Below are 21,074 nucleotides of genomic sequence, written 5' to 3' on the forward strand. Positions count from 1 at the left end.
TTATTTACCGATTTCAAGAGCTTTCATAAGCATTGACTTATTGGCATTAATCACAGTTACATTTGCTTCATAAGAACGTGTAGCGGACATCAGGTCTATCGTTTCCCGTAACGGATCGACATTTGGCATGGAAACATATCCTTCATCATTCGCATCGGGATGAGAAGGGTCAAAGACAAGTTTAAACGGTGTTTCGGTATCTTCTTTAATCCTAGAAACCGTAACGCCATATCCTGCTGAACCTTTTATTTGTTTACCCATCGAAGCATTTAACATCGATGAGAATTGCCCTTCTCGCGGTTGGAATGTAACCGATTTACGGCGATAGGCTTGCCATTCGCCATCAACCATTTTCCCGCGCGTTGTATCGATGTTCGCCATATTGGATGAAATAACATCCATCCGCATACGTTGCGCAGTCAATGCAGATGCGGACGTATTCAAACTATGGAATATCGTCAATGTCAGCGACCTCCTTTAATAACATTTTGTAACGAATTGAACTTTCCATTAATACGGTCGACAACTGCGTTATAGTAAATTTGGTTGGCCGCAAGGTCTGCCTGTTCTTTATCCATATCTACGCCATTTCCATCTTGCCGATACCGAAGATTTGAGTAATTAAAAACACCGGAATGCGTCGTATTAGTTTTGAAATTGATATGCCGCTCGTCTGTTTTATAAGCTTCAAACGACTCCGCTTTAGCATTTGCAAAAACTTCTTTAAAACTGACACTTTTCGCTTTATAATTCGGAGTGTCGATATTTGCTATATTCTGCGAAATCGTTTTAGCTTTTGTTGCAGAATAATCCAACCCTTGCTCCAATTGCGTTATCGTTGATCCAAATAAATTCACTGTTTTCACCTCTTGTTTCATCTATTGGTGAATCAAAATAGTATTCATTTCGCAGTACTAATCTAGTACTCTTAACACATACTTCTATTGTAGCGGATTTTGGTGAATCTTGTCTATAAGAGTAGGGTAATCTCTACTAGTCCGAAACAACCTATTTTAGGTTATTTTAGTTATTTTAATAAATTCTCCAGTTCCAAAGTCACCATTTTTCCATTACTTTTACATAATTCAAAATGATGTTAGTTAATTATTTTCGTACCATTATATAGTTAACAAAAAAAACACTTCTTTCCAAGTTCGGAAGAAGTGTTTTTTCATCTATTACATACTTATGATTTTTGTTTTTCAAGTTCTTCAAGGAATTTATTGTTAAGGACTTTGATATACGTTCCTTTCATTCCTAGGGAACGAGATTCGATTACGCCAGCACTTTCTAGTTTACGTAGTGCATTTACGATTACAGAACGTGTAATACCTACACGGTCTGCAATTTTAGATGCTACTAGAAGACCTTCATTGCCGTCAAGTTCATGGAAAATATGCTCAATCGCTTCGTGTTCACTATAAGAAAGTGAATTGATAGCCATTTGAACAACCGCTTTACTGCGTGCTTCGATTTCAATTTTCTCTGATTTCTCACGTAAAATTTCCATTCCCACAACAGTTGCACCATATTCCGCAAGAATCAAATCATCATCTTGGAAATCTTCTTTAAGTCTAGCCAAGATTAGTGTACCTAGGCGTTCACCGCCACCAACGATTGGAACAATTGTTGTTAAGCCGTCTTTGAAGAGTTCACGATTTTCAACTGGGAAGACCGTGTGTGAACTGTACACATCCAGATTCGAAGATGTTTCTCTTACTTCAAACAAACGATGTGTATATTCCTCTGGGAATTTACGATCAACGAACATTTGCTTCATGCGTTCATTTTCGATTTGATGGTGTATTTCTAAACCAAGTAATTTTCCTTTTCTGCTTACGATAAATGCATTACAGTCGATAACAGAACTAAGCTTCTCAGCCATTTCCTTAAAGTTTACTGGTTTTCCTGCCGATTCTTGTAGCATTGCGTTAATTTCACGTGTTTTTGATAATAAATTCATTTGTTTTTTTCCTCCTCATAATAGTTGCTATCGTTTAGTGAACATTCTAAAGGTTTTTAATCATTAAATAAACTAAAGCGTTTCAGTTAAAGTATAAAATGTGACAAATCTTTATTTTTTGCGATATCTTTCAGCTTTTCATCGACATACGCGGGTGTTATTTTGATTGTTGCCGGTCCGATATCAGCCGCTTCATACGATAATTCTTCGAGTAATTTCTCTAAAATTGTATGTAGGCGTCTTGCACCAATATTCTCCGTATCATCATTCACTTCAAATGCAATTTCAGCAAGTCGGCTGATTGCTTCGTCAGTAAAATCCAAAACAACATTTTCCGTATTGAGTAGTTTTTCGTATTGGCGGATAAGAGAAAAATCAGGCTCTTTTAAAATACGTTCAAAATCATTCTTCGTCAGCTTTTCAAGTTCAACCCGAATTGGAAAGCGCCCTTGCAGTTCCGGAATAATATCGGAGGGCTTTGACATATGGAACGCCCCTGCCGCAATAAACAAAATGAAATCGGTCTTTACTGTACCGTACTTAGTCGAAACAGTCGAGCCTTCAACTATTGGCAAAATATCCCGTTGAACGCCTTCTCGCGAAACATCAGCTGACGAACCACTTCCACCCCGACTTGCAATTTTGTCCATTTCATCAATGAAGATGATACCTGACTGCTCTGTAAGCTCGATTGCTCGTCTTGAGATTTCATCATGATCAATCAGTTTATCAGCCTCTTCTGCTTCAAGTGCGATTCGGGCATCTTTTACTTTCATCTTCCGTTTGACAGTCTTTTTCGGCATAAGAGAAGAAAGTGCGTCTTGCATATTCGCACCCATCTGTTCCATACCCGACCCTTGTAAAGCGTCAAACATGGATGGTTGCTGCGCAGAAACTTCTACAGTAACCATTTGCTCCTCAAGTTCTCCAGCTTTAAGGCTAGTCGCAATCTCAGAGCGTTTACGTTTAACTTCGGCTACTTCTGCATAATCAGGTTCTTCCTGCTCTGCTTTTTGGCCAAATAGCATTTCGAACGGGTTCTGCATTCCGCCCGTTTTCTTTTTTTCGGGAACAAGTAATTCAATCAGCCGTTCTTCCGCAAGAATAACCGCGTGCCCTTTCACAGCTTCACGCTGCTCTTCCCGAACAATTCGAACGCCCGCTTCTGTTAAGTCTCTTATCATCGACTCGACATCACGGCCTACATAGCCTACTTCAGTAAACTTCGTCGCTTCGACTTTCAAAAATGGAGCATTTACCAGCTTAGCGATTCTTCTCGCGATTTCAGTCTTACCGACACCTGTAGGGCCAATCATAAGTATGTTTTTTGGTATAATTTCACTTTTCTCGTCATCAGAAAGCAGACTTCTTCTGTACCTATTACGGATGGCTACAGCCACTGCACGCTTGGCTTTGTCTTGACCGATAATATATCTGTCGAGATGTGCAGTCAATTCCTTGGGTGTCAGCTCTTGTCTCTTTATCATTCGAGTACCTCCACAATAATATGATCATTTGTGAAAACGCATATTTCTGCAGCCGTCTCTAGCGCCGCTTGGGCAATTTCTGCAGCAGTGAGCGAATGCCCGCTATACTTTTTCAAAGCCCGGCCCGCCGCAAGTGCGTAATGGCCACCTGAACCGATTGCCAAAACACCATCATCCGGTTCAATCACTTCTCCTGTTCCAGACACGAGTAACAAACGCTCGTTATCCATAACAAGTAGCATTGCCTCAAGTTTCCGTAAAATCCTGTCACCACGCCATTCTTTCGCAAGTTCAACAGAAGCCCTTTGAAGGTTCCCATTGTACTCTGTCAGCTTGGCTTCGAATAATTCGAATAGCGTAAAAGCGTCCGCTACCGATCCCGCAAAACCTGCCAGTACCTTACCACCAAAAATTCGGCGGACTTTTTTTGCCGTATGTTTCATGACGACTGCGTTACCTACTGTCACTTGCCCATCGCCAGACATGGCACAAGACCCTTCATGGCGAATAGCAAAGATTGTCGTTGCATGGAATTCCATCAGATCATCCTCCTATGCTCGCGGATGCGTATTCATATATGTTTTCCGTAAATGCTCTTTTGTTATATGTGTATACACTTGCGTTGAAGATAAGTGACTGTGTCCAAGTAGTTCCTGAACGGTTCTCATGTCGGCGCCCCCTGCCAAAAGGTGGGTTGCAAAAGAATGGCGAATCATATGTGGATAGATTTTCGAGTGTAGTGAAGCGCGTTCCATCATCATGCTTAAGATATGGCGTACACCGCGATCAGTCAGTGGGTCTCCCCGTAAATTGACGAACAGCATGTCATGTTCTTTCTGTTTCATCAAATTCAGTCTGCTTTTCTCACGATAAGCATCCAGTGCAGATTGCGCAAAACTCCCGAATGGTACATATCGTTCCTTACGTCCTTTTCCCATTACCAAAACAATGCCAAGGTGGTCATCGATATCATGCATCTTAACAGATGTCAGCTCGCTGACCCGCATGCCAGTTGCGTAGAGTAATTCAAGGAGTGCATAATCACGCAAAGACTTTCTATCTTCCCCCTCGCAGGATGAAAATAAGGACTCCATTTCCTTTTCATAAAAAAAAGCCGGAAGCCGTTCTTCCTTCTTTGGGTGATGAAGAGAACGAAATGCGCTGTCGCTAATGCCGTACCTGTCATTCGAAAATTTAAAAAAGGATCGGATAGAAGATATTTTTCTAGAAATCGATGCTCTCGATAAACCCAAGTCATACAGTTCTGTAGCATAAAGTCTCGCTTCAGGATAAGTCACATCGTTCAAATCCGCAATTCCTTCAACTTCCAGGAACGACAGAAATGCATCAACATCTTTTTCATACTCTGATACTGTGTAAAATGAATAGTTCTTTTCTAAGCGTACGTACGAAATGTATTCATCACGGATGATAGAAGGTTGTACTGTCATACACTTCATTCCCCCAGAATAAAAAGCCTTTAAGTTATTAAAGTATTTCGAGTCATTTGAATAATAACACATTATTTACGAAACGCCATAGTAAAGCGAGTTGACTAATAGCCGAAAGATAGCGACTAATCCAGAAATTCGAAAGTCATCCACGATTCACTATACAATACATGTTGATCGTACGGCAACTATCAATTGCCAAGAAGTCTGACCTCTTTGGATTTGTTCGTGTTTCCGACACAATTTGTTCATATCCAGGACAAAAGCGCAGGTAACTGCCGTCTCAAAGCGCTTTAGTCTAGGCGTCAGTTCCCTAAGTTTCAACTTATTCACAGTATGAATCTTAATAATTTCCTAGACAATAAAAAGAAGAAGGCTAGGAATACTTCCTCTAGCCTTCTCCTTAAAAAAACAAATTATTCAGGATAGTGATACTAACTGAAACTCACTAATCGCTTTAAGCGCACGTTCCGCATGTTTCTCGGCACGTTCCAATTTGGTCCTAACGCGTTTACCAAGTTCCGGAAAAAGACCAAAGTTGATATTCATCGGCTGGAAGTTTTGCGGATTGGCTTCGGTAACATATCGCGCCATACTTCCAAGTGCTGTTTCGTGTGGAAAAAGGATTAGTTCTTTACCAAGTGCCAGATTGGCGGCGTTAATGCCGGCAATTAGACCTGAACCTGCTGATTCAACATATCCTTCCACGCCAGTCATCTGTCCTGCGAAAAAAACATTGGAGTTCGCCTTTAACTGATAAGTTGCATCAAGCACACGTGGCGAGTTAATAAATGTGTTGCGATGCATAACACCATAGCGGACGATTTCAACGTTTTCGAGACCTGGGATAAGGCTGATTACTTCCCTTTGTGCGCCCCATTTCATATGCGTTTGAAATCCTACGATGTTGTACAGAGTACCGGCAGCATCATCTTGACGAAGCTGAATGACTGCTTTTGCTAGTTTTCCTGTTACCGGATGTTCAAGTCCAACTGGTTTAAGTGCACCGAATAACAACGTCTGCGCACCGCGCTGGGCAACCACTTCCACCGGCATACATCCTTCGAAGTAGATTTCTTTTTCGAATTCCTTAAGCGGTACAATTTCTGCCGCCACAAGCGCATTATAGAAACGTTCGAATTCTTCCTCATTCATTGGGCAGTTTAAATAGGCTGCTTCACCTTTATCATAACGGGATTTCAAATAAACTTTATCCATATTGATTGAATCTTTTTCAATAATTGGTGCAGCGGCGTCATAGAAATATAGATATTCCTCGCCTGTCAGTTTACGTATTTGTTCAGCAAGTGCTGGTGAAGTCAACGGACCCGTCGCGATAATCGTAATGCCTTCTGGCAGTTCCGTCACTTCTTCATTAATAATTTCGATGAGCGGATGGTTTCGAATCGTGTCCGTAACATGGCCAGCGAACTCATGACGGTCGACTGCTAATGCCCCTCCAGCAGGAACTGCACAAGCGTCAGCTGCTCGAATAATGAGTGAGTCAAGCATTCTCATTTCTTCCTTGATAATACCAACTGCATTCGTCAAATTGTTCGCGCGCAATGAATTACTGCACACTAGCTCAGCAAATTTGTCTGTATGGTGTGCTGGCGTCTGTTTTACCGGTCGCATTTCATATAAACGTACATTTACTCCACGGCTAGCAATTTGCCATGCAGCCTCACTCCCTGCGAGGCCTGCACCTATCACATTTACGATGGGTGTCATCCCGTCACCTTCTCTCTAGTGTTCTTAAGGCGGTTCCGCTTTCCTCTTTTGTCTAGGCTCCAGGCGCCAGATGCTCGGGTCATAAGTCGTTTCAGCTGTGCGGCATAGTACGCCGCTTCGCCAAACCGTCTTATGCCTGTCGCGGGCCCACAGGATGTGGGTCACAAAGCCGTTGCCACACGATGTGGCAACGGCTTTGTTCATTTGTAGCGGCGCCCTCTGCTTTTCTTTGTTACTGCGTGTCTTCTTTATAATCACATTCTGTACATTGAATCTGTACGCCTTTTTTAAGTTTCTTTTCAACTAGTGGGCTTTCGCATTTCGGACATGGTCTTGTAATCGGCTTATCCCATGAAACGTATTCACATTCCGGATATCTATCGCAGCCATAAAAAATACGTTTTGTTTTACTTTTTCGTTCGACGACCTGTCCTTCTTTACATGTTGGGCAAGTCACGCCAATTGGTTTAATAATGGCTTTCGTATTGCGACATTCTGGAAAATCAGAACACGCCATGAACTTGCCGTATCGCCCCAATTTGTAAACCATTGCGGAGCCGCACTTCTCACAATCTTCGCCAGCTGGCTCATCTTTGATTTCAATTTTCTCCATCTCTGCATCTGCGATTTTCACATGCTTTTCAAAATCGCCATAGAAGTTGTCAATTACTTTTACCCATTTAATTAGACCATGCTCAACATTATCAAGTTCTTTTTCCATTTGAGCTGTAAATTCAAGATCGATAATATTAGGGAAGTATTGGTTTACGGCCTGGTGAACGATACCGCCAAGTTCTGTCGGAAGGAATCTTTTCGCATCCAGTACCACATATCCTCTTTTTTGGATTGTGTCGAGTGTCGGTGCGAACGTTGATGGACGACCTATCCCCTGCTCTTCAAGTGTTTTGACCAATCTTGCTTCTGAAAATCTTGGTGGCGGCTGAGTAAAGTGTTGTTTGGGATCGATGTCACTGAATTTTACTTGTTCGCCCTCTTCAAGCGGCGGGAGGATACGGTCTTTCTCCTCTTCTTTATCATCATCACCTTCAACATACACTTTCATGAACCCTTGGAATTTAACTTGCGAACCGTTCGCCCTGAACCGGACATCACCATTCACAAGATCGACTGCAACCGTGTCGAGTACCGCTGGCGCCATTTGACTGGCGACGAGTCGCTCCCATATAAGTTTATAAAGGCGTAGTTGATCCCGTGACAATACTGTCTTCATAGCAGCTGGTGGACGCATAACAGATGTCGGACGCACCGCCTCGTGGGCATCCTGCGTTTTTGCGGAACTTTTAGCTACTGGCTTTGATGTCGCTAGAAATTCTTGCCCATACATTGTTTCGATGAATGATTTTGCTTCCTCTTTCGCGCTATCGGCAATTCGAGTCGAGTCAGTTCTCATATACGTAATAAGACCAACTTGACCTTCTTTCCCGAGGTTGATCCCTTCATAGAGCTGTTGGGCAAGCATCATCGTTTTTTTCGCTCGGAAGTTCAGCTTTCGTGCCGCTTCCTGTTGCAGGGATGAAGTAGTGAATGGTAATGCTGGATTTCGTTTGCGCTCTTTTTTAACAACATTCGCAATATCGAATGTATCGCCGCTTAATTGGCTTAAGATTTCATCGACCTGCTGTTTGTCTGTAAGTTTCATTTTCTTCTTCGAATCGCCAAAGAATTCCGCTTCGAATGTGGTGTCGTCTTTTTCGAATTGACCGGAAATGCTCCAGTATTCTTCAGGGACGAATGCATTGATTTCATTTTCTCTGTCGATAATCATACGAAGTGCGACAGATTGAACCCGGCCCGCGGATAAACCTTTTTTCACTTTTTTCCAAAGTATAGGGCTGATGTTGTAACCTACAAGTCGGTCTAAAATGCGACGGGCTTGTTGAGCATCGACACGATCCATATCGATTGGACGTGGATTCTTAAATGATTCTTTAATTGCTTCTTTTGTTATTTCATTGAAGACAACTCGACAATCTGATTCGATATCTACGCCAAGTTGATTTGCCAAATGCCACGCAATCGCTTCCCCTTCTCTGTCGGGGTCAGCTGCAAGAAAGATTTTTTTAGCTTTTTTAGCTTCTTTTTTCAATTCTTGAAGAATCGGGCCTTTGCCGCGAATTGTAATGTATTTCGGCTCAAAATCATTTTCGGTATCTACGCCCATCTGGCTGCGCGGAAGATCACGTAAATGCCCGAGTGATGCACGCACTTTATATTTTTTCCCGAGATAGCGTTCAATCGTTTTTGCCTTTGCGGGTGATTCCACAATTACTAGGTAATCTGCCATTAAGTATATGCCTCCTTAAAGAGGTTTTGTATTTATTCATCAAAAGAGGTAGTTCAAAAAGTCCGGTAAAAATAGCCTCGGATTACAGGGGCAGCTTGCTCTATCGCTCCTTACGTATAAAAACATACGTTCCGATTCTTGGAGACTACGCTTCCTAGTACTCCTTGGCTCTTATTATCCTCCTCTTTGAAATTTAACTCAAAAGAATATCTGTTGCAAAATGTATACCAGTTTTAAGATTAAAGCAACCTTTTCAATGAAAAAGAGTTTTATTCAAACATTGAAAACGAGTGATTCGACGATTTGGAACCCATTCCACAACGGTCTCGCACCTTCATCTATCAACCTATTTGGCCCTGCTGACAATAGTGATGTGATGGGCCCGGGAACTGCATAGATATCTTTCCCGTGATCAAGTGCATGTTCGACCGTGCTCATCGTTCCGCTTTTATCTGCGGATTCGGTAACAACAATCACATCTGATAATCCGCTTATGATACGATTTCGCATTGGAAAAGTCCAACGTTCAGGACTTACATATGGTGGGTACTCTGTAATTAGAAGATGATTTAGTGCTATTTTTTCCGCGAGCGCATGATTCTCTTTCGGATAAAGATGGAACAATCCGTGCCCAAGTACAGCAATTGTTTTACCGCTGAATTTTAGTGCCGCTACATGCGCCATCGTATCAGCTCCTGTTGCTAATCCTGAAACGATAACGGCCCCATTTTCAACGAGTGGAGGAACGATAAGCGACATTGCTTCTTGTGAATAAACAGTTGCTTTCCGGGATCCAATAATTGCTACCTTAAATTGTTTAGCAAGTAATGTGTGGTCTCCTTTTGCATAGAGAACGACTGGAGGATCGATAAGTACGTGTAACTGGTCAGGGTATAAGGGATTTGAGAACGGGATTGGGGTGATTGCATTCCGCTCATATAACGCTTCGTAGGGGGTATCGGCGTTACGGTGTAGACTGTCTTTCAATTGACTTGCTTTTGATACTGAGATGTTTAGGATATGGGCAAGTTCAACAGCCTTGTAAACATATAACTTTTCGAGATTGGGGTCTATCTCAAAAAGCCTGTTTAATCTGTTTAAAGGCACTGGAAATACATAGTGAAGCGCTAGCAATCGCCTTTCGGCTTCTGTCAGTTCCATCGAATTCCTCCCTTATATAGTAGAAAAAAGATGCAGCGCATAAACTAGCACGCTGCATCTCTCATATTAATGTGTTTTACACTTTTCGTATAGACCTTTTTCTTTAATTACTTTAATTAATGTTTCGCCGATAACAGATGGCGTGTCTGCAACTTCAACGCCCGCAGCATTTAGTGCTTTGATTTTTTCAGCAGCTGTCCCTTTACCGCCAGAAATGATGGCACCAGCATGGCCCATACGTTTTCCTTCAGGAGCTGTTTGACCACCGATAAAGCCAACAACAGGCTTTGTCATGTTAGCTTTAATCCACGCAGCTGCTTCTTCTTCAGCAGTTCCGCCAATTTCACCAATCATAACAACCGCATATGTCTCTGGGTCTTCGTTGAATTCTTTTAGTACATCGATGAAGTTTGTTCCGTTAACCGGGTCTCCGCCGATACCAACAGAAGTTGACTGTCCGATTCCAGCATTCGTCAATTGAAGAACTGCTTCATACGTCAGTGTACCTGAACGTGAAACAACGCCTACATGGCCTTTTGTATTAATGTAGCCAGGCATGATGCCGATTTTACATTCGTCCGCCGTGATAACACCCGGGCAGTTTGGTCCGACAAGACGTGTTTTCTTGCCTTCCATGTAGCGCTTAACTTTGACCATATCAAGTACTGGGATATGTTCTGTAATACAGATTGTCATGTCAAGTTCTGCTTCTACTGCTTCTAGGATTGCATCTGCAGCAAATGGAGCTGGAACATAAATAACTGATACGTTTGCGCCTGTTGCTTTTACAGCTTCTTCAACTGTGTTAAAAACAGGAACACCCGCCGCTTCAGTTCCACCTTTACCAGGTGTAACTCCGCCAACAATTTTCGTTCCGTACTCTAGCATTTGTTCTGTATGGAAAAGTGCTGTAGCACCCGTAATTCCTTGTACGATAACTTTTGTATCTTTGTTAATAAAAATACTCATCGTTTGTCCCTGCCTTTCTTAACCTACTAGTTCTACAATCTTTTTAGCACCGTCTGCCATCGTATCTGCAGCGATGATGTTCAAACCTGATTCATTCAATAGTGCTTTACCTTTGTCGACGTTTGTACCTTCTAGACGAACAACAAGTGGTACTTGTAGACCTACTTCTTTAGATGCAGCAATAACACCTTCAGCAATAACGTCACACTTCATAATACCACCGAAAATGTTGACGAAAATCCCTTTGACATTCGCATCAGAAAGAATGATTTTGAACGCTTCTGTAACTTTTTCAGCCGTTGCACTACCACCAACGTCAAGGAAGTTAGCAGGTGAACCACCGAAGTAGTTAATCGTGTCCATTGTAGCCATTGCAAGACCTGCACCGTTAACCATACATCCGACGTTTCCGTCAAGAGAAATATAGCTTAGGTCAAATTTTGAAGCTTCGATTTCTTTTGGATCTTCTTCATCATAGTCACGAAGTGCTTGGATATCTTTATGACGGTATAGTGCACTGTCGTCAAAGTTGAATTTCGCGTCAAGAGCAAGTACATCGTCACCAGTTGTTACAACTAGTGGGTTAATTTCAACAATTGATGCGTCTTTTTCTACGAACACTTGGTAAAGTCCAAGCATGAATTTCGCTGCTTTGTTTACAAGGTGTGTAGGGATGTTCATTTTGTATGCCATACGACGTGCTTGGAATCCAGTCAAACCAACAATTGGGTCGATGACTTCTTTGAAAATCTTTTCAGGTGTTGCTTCCGCAACTTCCTCGATGTCCATTCCGCCTTCTTCAGAACCCATAAGTGTTACACGGTCTGTTGCACTGTCAAGGACAAGTCCAAGATAGTATTCTTTCTTGATATCAGAACCTTCTTCGATAAGAAGACGTTTGATTTCTTTACCTTCAGGACCTGTTTGGTGAGTCACAAGTGTCTTACCAATCAATTCTTTAGCATAAGCACGAACTTCATCAAGATTTCTTGCAATCTTAACGCCGCCCGCTTTCCCACGTCCACCCGCGTGGATTTGTGCTTTAACTACGATAATGTCTGTACCTAGTTCCTTTGCAGCTTTTACTGCTTCCTCAGGAGAGAAAGCAACAAGGCCGTTAGAAACTGCTACACCATATTCTCTTAGTAGCTGTTTGCCTTGATATTCATGGATATTCATCTTACATCCTCCATTCGTACTTCTAAGCTATTTAATTTACTGCCTTATCCATTGTAGTAAACATGTCAAACAATGTCCACAATTGAATTCCAAATGTAGAAATTTGTCGAATCTATTTCAAACTTCTTTTTTTATTTTCCCACCATGTTGACGGTCAATCTGATAAATATAGGCAAATACTTCGGATACCGCTTTGTACAATTCTTCTGGAATCGATTCATTAACATTCAGTTGCCCTAAAATTTCAACGAGGCTAGGATCTTCTTGAATGGGAATATTATTCGCCTTCGCTTTTTCCAAAATGTTTTCGGCGATTTTCCCTTTCCCTTTCGCGACTACTTTTGGGGCCCCTTCCGAAAATGGTTCATACGAAAGAGCGACTGCCTCTTTTCGGGTATGACGTTCATTTGTCATATGCGGAAGTCAACTCCTTGTCCATCGATTTTCATCGATTTCTTTTGTTTCTGCAGGATTTTTTCTTCCTCGATAAAGTTCTTAAAGAATACCCCAGACAATTTATAGCCCGTCGACTCAAGTCCAGCTTTCAACCTGTCCTGAAGAGGTCCTCCGCCAATCGATTTAAGTGTCTCATCTGCATTAAAAACGGTTACCATTACGACCCTATTCTGGACTTGCATATCGATAATCGTCTTGTCAATCGAGTCGAGTTCAAGATAAAAAAGAATCCGGGCAAAGTCAGCATCGATTTTTCCATCCTTTTGCATTTGTCCATTCCACTGCAATGTAGCTTCGATACGCTTACCGAAAAACTCAAGTGGTACTTGCATAATTAGTTGATGTTGCACACCGTTTTCCCCCGACTGAAGTAGCGGTCCATTCATCCTCGTGACGACGGTTTCTGCCGCATCGCGGAGAGCTGCCGATACAATTGGGTCATGTATAAGAGCGAGTAGCTGCGGTTTCAACATTTCCGCAAGACGTCCGAAATCAGGCTCTTTTCCGAGCAGACCCGCTTCATAATTGAGCCCAAAAGAACGCATGACTGTTTGGAGCGCATCTTTTACGGCTTTTCCATCAATCATCGAAGCAACGGCAACTTCTGCTGCGTGCACCGTTTTCTGGATAGCTGGGTTATCAGATAGTTCCGCCGTTTGCAGAAGCGCCGCTAACTTCTCAGTCCCTTGTTGACCGAGTAGAGCTAGCAATTGTTCTCTAGGACCTTCTACTAAAGGATTAGCTTGGAAAGGGGCTGCAACCGCATTTTTCGCTGTTATCCGCGTTAATGCCTGACTGAACTCTTGGACGAACTTCGTTGGCGATTGTGCAATCGGCTGTGCATTTGCAACACGGTCAATCATTGCCGTGAGCACCGTTTTCTGCTGTGAATTTGTCGCCGAATCGGATGAAATCAAAGCTTTTAAATTTTCCATTGGGACCTTCTGTTGGGCTGGTGAAGCCTCTCCAATTTGCTTTAGTTCTGTCAGCACCTGCTGCACAATCCGCGGCGACACTGAAGGCGCTTCGGGCGCGGTAGCAGCCTGCCTATTCATACTTGCGGCGAGAACGCCCTGTGGCCCTACTGAGACTGGTTGTGATGCTAGCAAAGCATTACTTGGACGTGCAGTGCCTTCTCCCGAAATCAATGAAGCAAGCACTTGCGGTAGGTTTGCAAGAGATGTCCGTTCCGGTAAAACACTTGCACTTTTCAGCATTTGCAGGATAGCAAAACGGTCTTCTCCGGGCGCAGAACGATCAAGTAATGTGAGGATCGATTGACCCAGTAGCGCTCCTCCTGTCGCCTGCGAAAAGGGCTTGGCCATCTTCTCTAGCGCAGTTAAAATAGCATCTTTGACCTGCGGCGTGACCGTGTTATCCAGGGCCAACGCATTTCGCAGCGAAGTCAAAACACTATGCAAACCTTCTTTCGTTTCGACTCCTAAGAGTGACCGAAAGATATTCTCAGTAAGCGGCAATTTCAGCTCAATCATCTTCTGAAGTGACGCAAGCGCTTCATTCCGCGCCGCTGGCGGTACACCTTTTAATAACGCTTCCGCCTCTACCAAACTATCCCGCGTCATCGGGATTTTGTTTTTCATGACGAACGCCAGCAACGCTTGCATTTCTGGCGTCTTTGGCAATTGCATCGCATCCATTAATCCACCGAGTTGACGTGCCTGACCTTCCGTAGCTCGAAGGGGTCCTGAAATGATTTTCAGTTGCAATTCCGGCTTAACTGCATTTACTTGAAAGTAGTAGGAGTCACCCGCCTTCATCGGGACCTCCAGTTTAGCGAATACCTTCTGACCCCCAATTTGGACTTCTGCCATTTGCCCAGGGAAAAGTTGCTTAATTTGCCCATGAACCATTTGACCTTCATTCAAGGCAAGCGGTCTATTCGGGACGGCGCTCGCCGCCTGACTTCCTGATACTGCCGCAGTCGGAAAATTCATCGGTTTCCCCTCCTTCCCTCCAACATTGATTTAACAGGTTCGAAAGTTGTACGGTGATGCTCACACGGTCCGTGTGTTTGAAGTGCTAGAACATGTTCCGCAGTCCCATATCCCGCATTTTTCTTGAAATTATACATAGGAAAGTCGTTATGTAAATTATCCATAATATCATCTCTTGTTGTTTTTGCAATTATCGATGCCGCAGACACAGCTAAACTCAACGCATCACCTTTAATGACCGATTCTGTAGGACAATCTGTAGCAAGTTTCATGGCATCCGCAATAACGAAATCGGGATTAACAGGAAGACCCTTTACCGCCTGTTCCATAGAATCCCTTGTTGCGGCATAAATATTCATTTCATCAATCATATGGGCGGATTGGATATGTGCGGAATAAGCGATAGCGACGCTTTTTATTTGTTCTGCAAGACGTTCTCGTTCTGCCTTTGATATAGCCTTTGAATCATCCAACCCAACAAGTTCCGGCGTATCGCGCGGCAGAATAACCGCTGCAGTGACCACAGGACCCGCTAACGGCCCTCTCCCCGCTTCATCAACCCCAGCAATCAACGCCCCTTCAAACGGCGCAAACGACTTATCAAACGCTTCTTTCAGCATATGATTGTGTTCTATTGCTTTCTGCTTTTCATACTTGCGTTTCCAGCGACTAAGTGCATTTTGCACACCGGTTCTTGAATCCTGTGCAAGCTCTTCCATCCAGAATTCCGGCTCTTTAACATGCGTCAGCCGTTCCGTAATTTCCTTTATCGTTTTCATTGAAATCACTCTCCATTAACAGACGACTTATCGATCCATCTCTTTGTTAGTATATCGGCTATCTTTGCCACTTTTCGACTCTCATAAAAGAAAAGGCCGATTGCCGCGGAATTAATTCCGTGCCGGCATCGGCCTAGTCATTTTGTGATTGTTGTGCTGTGAAGTCGAAGGTCAGTTTGCCTAGGTATTCGTTACGAATATCACGAACAACCAACTCTGCCACTTTGTCATAATCGATTTCCCCGCCAACAGTATACACTTTACGAAGTGAACCAATCTTTTCAAAAATCGGAAGGATTTCGTCCCCGACAGTTGTTAGTCCATATCTGTCTGTTAGCCTAGCTGGATAATTAGCCTCTAGGAAACGAAGGCCATACACTGCCAAGTCTTCCATATTGACGATTTTATCCTTAATGGCGCCTGTCAGTGCAAGCTTAAAGCCAACTTCTTTATCCTCGAATTTAGGCCATAGAATACCTGGCGTGTCTAGAAGTTCGAGCTCTTTTTCATATTTAATCCATTGCTGTGCTTTTGTAACGCCAGGCGTATTACCTGTTTTAGCAATGTTTTTCTTGGCGAGCCTGTTAATAAGTGTCGATTTTCCAACGTTAGGGATTCCCACGATCATCGCACGCATCGCGCCTGGTCGAATGCCTCTTGAACGCATTCTCTCCAACTTCGGCTCCAATATCTCTTTCGCAGCTTTTATAACTGTCTGAAGCCCTCTACCTTCAAATGAATTGATGGCAACTGCACGCATTCCTTGCGCTTCAAAATAGCGGATCCAGCGTGCTGTTTCCGTTTCATCCGCAAGGTCCATCTTGTTTAGGATAAGAAGTCTTGGTTTTTGATGAATGACTTCGTCAATCATCGGATTTCTAGAAGATAGTGGTAGCCTAGCATCGATTAATTCAAAAACGATGTCAACAAGCTTCAGTTTTTCGGTTACTTCTCGGCGAGCTTTCGCCATATGTCCGGGAAACCATTGAATTGTCATGTTGTTAGTTCCTCCCGTCAGTTAATAATACCAAAATCTTTAATCGGCCAGAAAACGACTTTTGTGCTCCCAATGATTTCATCGATGGCAACAGCTCCAATATGTCTGGAGTCTTTACTCTTTCTTCTGTTATCCCCCATGACAAAAACATGATCTGCCGGGACAGTTACACTGCCGACCTGTGTCTCTTCAAGCGTGAAATCTCCAGTCAATGGCGCGTCTGCCACTTCCGATTTGTATTGGTCAAGATAAGGTTCTTCGAACGGTTTACCATTAACGTATAAAACATCATCCCGATACTCTACCTCGTCGCCAGGAAGTCCAATTACCCTTTTTATGTAATCTTTCTCTTCAGGTGCATGAAACACAACGACATCAAACCGTTTAGGTTCTCCGATTGTATAACCAATTTTATTAACAATCATTCGATCGCCGTTCTCGAGTGTCGGCATCATTGAAACGCCATCGACAACGATTGGTGTAAAGAGGAAAACTCGGATGATTGCTGCAAGGCCGAATGCAATTAAAAGTGCCTTCACCCATTCCCATGTCTCATTTTTCTTCTTCTTTTCATCATTCATTGGCAAGGCCTCCTGCTTACTACTGTCTTTATTGTACAGTCTATTTATTTTTGAGGCAAAAAGAAAGGAGGCCGTTTGTGGGCCTCCTGCATTTTTTATCGAAGTTCTTTGATACGTGCAGCTTTTCCGCGCAATTCGCGAAGGTAGTACAATTTCGCGCGACGTACTTTACCACGGCGTATTACTTCAAGTAGTGTGATTTTTGGTGTGTTTACAGGGAATGTACGTTCAACACCTACACCGTTGGAGATTTTACGGACTGTGAATGATTCACTGATTCCGCCTCCACGACGTGATATAACAATTCCTTCAAATAGCTGAATACGCTCGCGCGTTCCCTCTACGATTTTTACGTGCAAACGAACTGTATCTCCTGCACGGAAAGCTGGATGATCAGAACGAAGCTGATCTTTAGTGATTGCTGAAATAATATGTTGCATAGTTAATCTCTCCCTATCCTCAGGTGCTCTTACACTTCTTGCCTTTGCAGCGGAACATCTGTCAGTATGTACTTACATAGAAGTACATACTAGATAATACCACAAAACACAAGTTGTTGCAAGGTCGTCTACTTATTTATTTTCTCGCTTTAATTGATGGAGATACTTACGTTGGTGTTCGGTAAGTGGTGCATCTTTCAGCAAATCTTTTCTGCGTTCAAATGTTCGAAGAAGCGACTGCTGTTCACGCCATTTATCGATTTCTGCATGATTGCCGGATAACAGTACATCCGGTACTTCCATTCCATTAAAATTGGATGGTCGTGTGTATTGCGGATGTTCAAGCAATCCTGTCGAAAATGAATCGAGTACTGGTGAATCAGCATTACCAAGAACATTCGGCAACAGTCGAACAACACTGTCAATCACAGCCATTGCAGCGATTTCTCCACCCGTTAGAACGAAGTCACCAATGGATATCTCATCCGTGACCAGATACTGGCGTATACGCTCGTCATAGCCCTCATAATGGCCGCATATGAACACGACATGTTCTTCAGCAGAAAGTTCTTCCGCTTTCTTCTGTGTAAATCGTTCCCCCTGGGGACACATCAGAATGACACGCGGTGGTTTTTCTAGCCCTTCAGATATAGCTTCGACTGCCGCAAAGAGCGGTTCGGGTTTAAGGACCATACCCGCTCCTCCGCCATATGGATAATCGTCAACTTTACGATGCTTGTTTGTAGAATAATCACGAAAATCGGTTACACCAAATGTGACTGCACCGTTCGCCTGCGCCTTTTTCATGATTGAGGAATGAAGAACTCCTTCAAACATTTCTGGAAACAGTGAAAGGACATCAATTTTCATCATGAAAGAAGTCCTTCCATCGGATCAATGATGATTTTCTTGCTAACTATATCAACTTCTTTAACGATGTCTTCGATATAAGGAATATAGTGAGGCTTGCCTTTTTCAGGCGTTACCGTCCACACATCATTCGCTCCGGTTTCAAGAATTTCAGTCACTTTACCTAGTTCGATACCTTCAGTCGTGAACACTGTACAACCAACGATTTCGTGGTAGTAGAATTCATTTTCATCCAAATCACCAAGTTGGTTTTCCGGTATCATAAAAATACCGTTACGATACTTTTCAACATCATTAAGATTTGGATGATTTTCAAATGTTAACAAATCAAAAGTCTTGTGCTGGCGATGACTTGCCACAGTTAAGTAAATTGGTGTTTTGCTGTCCGGCATGAACAAGGCAAGCTTGTTTCCGACCGTATAGCGTTCTTCTGGGAAATGAGTACGGGAGATAACACGGACTTCTCCACGAATACCATGCGTATTAACAATTGTACCAACGTTGAACCATTGCATAAAAATCACACCTTCCATTATTCAAAAAAATAATGCTTATATAGATATGTTGAGATAGAGAATCCTATTGAATCCGCTGCGGCGCTGGGGATGCCTCTCGCCATAAGCCGAGTAGCTTCGCTGCCAGTCTTATGGCTACGTCTACCCCTTTGAGGCGCCTTCGCTTAGTTGGTTTAGGCATTCAAGTGTTCAACTTATATAGACAAAAAAGGAAGGAACATAGGCTCCCTCCTTTTCTGTATCAATCTATAATATCGATATAAACCTTCTTGCCGTGGTGACTGCCTGCCGCTGAGTAAACAATGGTGCGTATCGCTTTCGCAACTCGCCCCTGCTTTCCGATAACTTTTCCCATATCTTCGGGATTAACAGATAGTTTATAGATGACACGATTATCGTGTTCATCCATTGCAATCCGTACATCCTCTGGATAATCGACTAACGGTTTAACGATTGTCTCAATCAGCTGCTTCATGTACACCCCTCCTGATTACTTACCGAGTTTAGCGTTATGGTATTTTTCCATGATGCCTTTGTCGGAAAACAGGTTACGGACAGTATCAGATGGTTTCGCACCTTCTTGAAGCCATTTAAGAGCTAGCTCTTCATTGATTTTCACTTCAGCCGGTTTTGTAAGCGGGTTGTAAGTACCAACCGTTTCGATTTGACGACCATCACGTGGTGAACGTGAATCTGCTACTACAATACGATAGAAAGGAGTTTTCTTTGCTCCCATACGTTTAAGACGAATTTTTACTGACATTTTTACTTGCACCTCCGAATAGTTTCACACAAGATAGTATATTATCAAGCTTTCTGTTGTTTGTAAAGTGTTTTTTCTTAACACCTTGAATTTCTTTCGAAAATCCGGGATTTTATTTAAAAAACGAATCCAATCCGGGCATTTTCATCTTCTTTTTACCTTTTTGTTGCATACCGGTCATTTGTTTGACCATTTTCTTCATGTCTTCAAATTGCTTTAATAGTCGATTGACATCTTGAATGGTTGTTCCTGACCCTTTTGCAATTCGCTTGCGACGATTTGCATTAATGATCTCAGGTGTATTGCGCTCCGCCGCAGTCATCGATTGGATGACTGCTTCAACGCGCCCCATTTGGCCTTCGTCAACTTTAGCATTGTCGAGACCTTTGATTTTATTGGCACCGGGCATCATTTTCAAAATTTCGTCGAGTGGTCCCATCTTCTTGACTTGCTGAAGCTGTTCCAAAAAATCATCGAGCGTAAATGATTGCGTCAGGAACTTTTGTTCAAGTTCCTTCGACTTCTCTTCATCGACATTTTCCTGCGCTTTTTCGATGAGAGACATGACATCGCCCATACCAAGAATTCGAGATGCCATACGTTCCGGATGAAACGGTTCGAGTGCATCCATCTTCTCGCCCATCCCGACAAATTTAATCGGTTTGTCTGTGACAGCGCGAATGGAAAGCGCCGCTCCACCTCGAGTATCCCCGTCGAGTTTCGTCAGGATAACGCCTGTTATTCCGACAGTATCATCGAAACTTTTAGCGACATTTACAGCATCCTGCCCCGTCATTGCATCAACGACAAGGAAGACTTCATCCGGAGTACTAAGGTCCCGAATATCCTTCAGTTCCTGCATTAGTAACTCATCAACATGTAGCCTTCCAGCTGTATCAATGATAACGACATCATGATGCTCTTTCTCCGCCTCTACAAGCGCCTGGCGTACAATTTCAACAGGTGAAATGTCAGTTCCCAGTGCAAACACAGGCATCGTCAACTGCTTACCAAGTGTTTCCAACTGCTGAATCGCAGCTGGTCTGTAAACGTCTGCCGCGACTAGAAGCGGCTTTTTATTGTGCCGCTTGCGAAGTACGCTTGCCAGTTTTCCCGTGGTGGTTGTTTTACCCGCACCTTGCAGACCTACCATCATAATGACGGTAGGTGATTTCCGTGCAAATTGGATTGGGTTCTGCTCGCCGCCCATTAGATTCGTCAGTTCATCTTTAACGATTTTAACAACCTGTTGACCAGGCGTTAGACTCTTCATGACGTCATGTCCGACCGCGCGTTCACTTACTGTTTTGACAAACTCTTTGACAACTTTCAAGTTAACATCGGCTTCAATAAGCGCAAAACGCACTTCACGCATCATTTCCTTGACATCAGCTTCGTCAATTTTACCTTTGCCCCTAATTTTCTGTAGCGTCCCTTGCAGGCGCTGGGCTAATCCTTCAAATGCCATGCAC

The 21,074-nt window shown here is 43.1% G+C and carries 22 protein-coding genes; all 22 read right to left on the reverse strand.

Annotated elements, in window-relative coordinates; translation table 11 throughout:
* The 22 genes from flgC to ffh all read right to left on the reverse strand — a co-directional run bounded on the left by flgC (position 1) and on the right by ffh (position 21,070).
* On the reverse strand, positions 1-462 hold the full coding sequence (flgC, locus tag I2484_RS00595; RefSeq protein WP_207149083.1) for a flagellar basal body rod protein FlgC: 462 nt from the start codon (positions 460-462) through the stop codon (positions 1-3).
* A 2-nt stretch (positions 463-464) separates the two neighbouring features.
* Complete coding sequence (gene flgB, locus I2484_RS00600) at positions 465-857, reverse strand: flagellar basal body rod protein FlgB (RefSeq protein ID WP_207149084.1); 393 nt, start codon at positions 855-857, stop codon at positions 465-467.
* A gap of 329 nt (positions 858-1,186) precedes the next feature.
* The gene (gene codY / locus I2484_RS00605; protein WP_207149085.1) at positions 1,187-1,963 is read right to left on the reverse strand and encodes a GTP-sensing pleiotropic transcriptional regulator CodY; all 777 of its coding nucleotides are present in this window, start codon (positions 1,961-1,963) and stop codon (positions 1,187-1,189) included.
* A gap of 86 nt (positions 1,964-2,049) precedes the next feature.
* Positions 2,050-3,447 (reverse strand): ATP-dependent protease ATPase subunit HslU, encoded by a 1,398-nt coding sequence (gene hslU / locus I2484_RS00610; RefSeq protein WP_346014139.1) that lies wholly within the window; start codon positions 3,445-3,447, stop codon positions 2,050-2,052.
* Positions 3,447-3,992, reverse strand: coding sequence for an ATP-dependent protease subunit HslV (gene hslV / locus I2484_RS00615; protein WP_156476072.1), 546 nt, complete (start codon positions 3,990-3,992; stop codon positions 3,447-3,449). Before hslV ends, hslU begins: the two co-directional genes overlap by 1 nt.
* 9 nt (positions 3,993-4,001) lie before the next feature.
* Positions 4,002-4,901: a tyrosine recombinase XerC gene (xerC, locus tag I2484_RS00620; RefSeq protein ID WP_207149087.1), complete on the reverse strand. Its 900-nt coding sequence runs from the start codon at positions 4,899-4,901 to the stop codon at positions 4,002-4,004.
* A 420-nt stretch (positions 4,902-5,321) separates the two neighbouring features.
* On the reverse strand, positions 5,322-6,632 hold the full coding sequence (gene trmFO, locus I2484_RS00625; RefSeq protein ID WP_207149088.1) for an FADH(2)-oxidizing methylenetetrahydrofolate--tRNA-(uracil(54)-C(5))-methyltransferase TrmFO: 1,311 nt from the start codon (positions 6,630-6,632) through the stop codon (positions 5,322-5,324).
* A 232-nt stretch (positions 6,633-6,864) separates the two neighbouring features.
* Positions 6,865-8,937 (reverse strand): type I DNA topoisomerase, encoded by a 2,073-nt coding sequence (topA, locus tag I2484_RS00630; protein ID WP_207149089.1) that lies wholly within the window; start codon positions 8,935-8,937, stop codon positions 6,865-6,867.
* Positions 8,938-9,210: 273 nt separating this feature from the next.
* On the reverse strand, positions 9,211-10,098 hold the full coding sequence (gene dprA, locus I2484_RS00635) for a DNA-processing protein DprA (protein WP_207149090.1): 888 nt from the start codon (positions 10,096-10,098) through the stop codon (positions 9,211-9,213).
* Between the two features lie 66 nt (positions 10,099-10,164).
* Positions 10,165-11,067 (reverse strand): succinate--CoA ligase subunit alpha, encoded by a 903-nt coding sequence (gene sucD / locus I2484_RS00640; protein ID WP_207149091.1) that lies wholly within the window; start codon positions 11,065-11,067, stop codon positions 10,165-10,167.
* An 18-nt stretch (positions 11,068-11,085) separates the two neighbouring features.
* Positions 11,086-12,246, reverse strand: a complete 1,161-nt coding sequence (sucC, locus tag I2484_RS00645) for an ADP-forming succinate--CoA ligase subunit beta (RefSeq protein ID WP_207149092.1) — start codon at positions 12,244-12,246, stop codon at positions 11,086-11,088.
* Positions 12,247-12,363: 117 nt separating this feature from the next.
* A complete protein-coding gene (locus I2484_RS00650) occupies positions 12,364-12,660 on the reverse strand; it encodes an EscU/YscU/HrcU family type III secretion system export apparatus switch protein (RefSeq protein WP_207149093.1) in 297 nt (98 codons plus the stop codon).
* Positions 12,657-14,657: a hypothetical protein gene (locus tag I2484_RS00655; protein WP_207149094.1), complete on the reverse strand. Its 2,001-nt coding sequence runs from the start codon at positions 14,655-14,657 to the stop codon at positions 12,657-12,659. The genes I2484_RS00650 and I2484_RS00655 overlap by 4 nt, the downstream gene beginning before the upstream one ends.
* Positions 14,654-15,436: a ribonuclease HII gene (locus I2484_RS00660; RefSeq protein ID WP_207149095.1), complete on the reverse strand. Its 783-nt coding sequence runs from the start codon at positions 15,434-15,436 to the stop codon at positions 14,654-14,656. Before I2484_RS00660 ends, I2484_RS00655 begins: the two co-directional genes overlap by 4 nt.
* A 133-nt stretch (positions 15,437-15,569) precedes the next feature.
* Positions 15,570-16,433 (reverse strand): ribosome biogenesis GTPase YlqF, encoded by an 864-nt coding sequence (gene ylqF / locus I2484_RS00665; RefSeq protein ID WP_207149096.1) that lies wholly within the window; start codon positions 16,431-16,433, stop codon positions 15,570-15,572.
* A 17-nt stretch (positions 16,434-16,450) separates the two neighbouring features.
* Positions 16,451-17,014, reverse strand: coding sequence for a signal peptidase I (gene lepB / locus I2484_RS00670; protein WP_207149097.1), 564 nt, complete (start codon positions 17,012-17,014; stop codon positions 16,451-16,453).
* A gap of 95 nt (positions 17,015-17,109) precedes the next feature.
* Positions 17,110-17,454 (reverse strand): 50S ribosomal protein L19, encoded by a 345-nt coding sequence (gene rplS, locus I2484_RS00675; RefSeq protein WP_186671263.1) that lies wholly within the window; start codon positions 17,452-17,454, stop codon positions 17,110-17,112.
* A gap of 132 nt (positions 17,455-17,586) precedes the next feature.
* The gene (gene trmD, locus I2484_RS00680; protein ID WP_207149298.1) at positions 17,587-18,324 is read right to left on the reverse strand and encodes a tRNA (guanosine(37)-N1)-methyltransferase TrmD; all 738 of its coding nucleotides are present in this window, start codon (positions 18,322-18,324) and stop codon (positions 17,587-17,589) included.
* Positions 18,324-18,839: a ribosome maturation factor RimM gene (gene rimM, locus I2484_RS00685; protein ID WP_207149098.1), complete on the reverse strand. Its 516-nt coding sequence runs from the start codon at positions 18,837-18,839 to the stop codon at positions 18,324-18,326. The genes trmD and rimM overlap by 1 nt, the downstream gene beginning before the upstream one ends.
* A 241-nt stretch (positions 18,840-19,080) precedes the next feature.
* Positions 19,081-19,314, reverse strand: a complete 234-nt coding sequence (locus tag I2484_RS00690) for a KH domain-containing protein (protein WP_067211298.1) — start codon at positions 19,312-19,314, stop codon at positions 19,081-19,083.
* Positions 19,315-19,329: 15 nt separating this feature from the next.
* Complete coding sequence (rpsP, locus tag I2484_RS00695; RefSeq protein ID WP_067211301.1) at positions 19,330-19,602, reverse strand: 30S ribosomal protein S16; 273 nt, start codon at positions 19,600-19,602, stop codon at positions 19,330-19,332.
* 112 nt (positions 19,603-19,714) lie between these two features.
* Positions 19,715-21,070, reverse strand: a complete 1,356-nt coding sequence (gene ffh / locus I2484_RS00700; RefSeq protein ID WP_207149099.1) for a signal recognition particle protein — start codon at positions 21,068-21,070, stop codon at positions 19,715-19,717.
* Positions 21,071-21,074 lie beyond the last annotated feature (4 nt).

The organism is Sporosarcina sp. E16_8 (genome assembly GCF_017347095.1).
Classification (GTDB): domain Bacteria; phylum Bacillota; class Bacilli; order Bacillales_A; family Planococcaceae; genus Sporosarcina.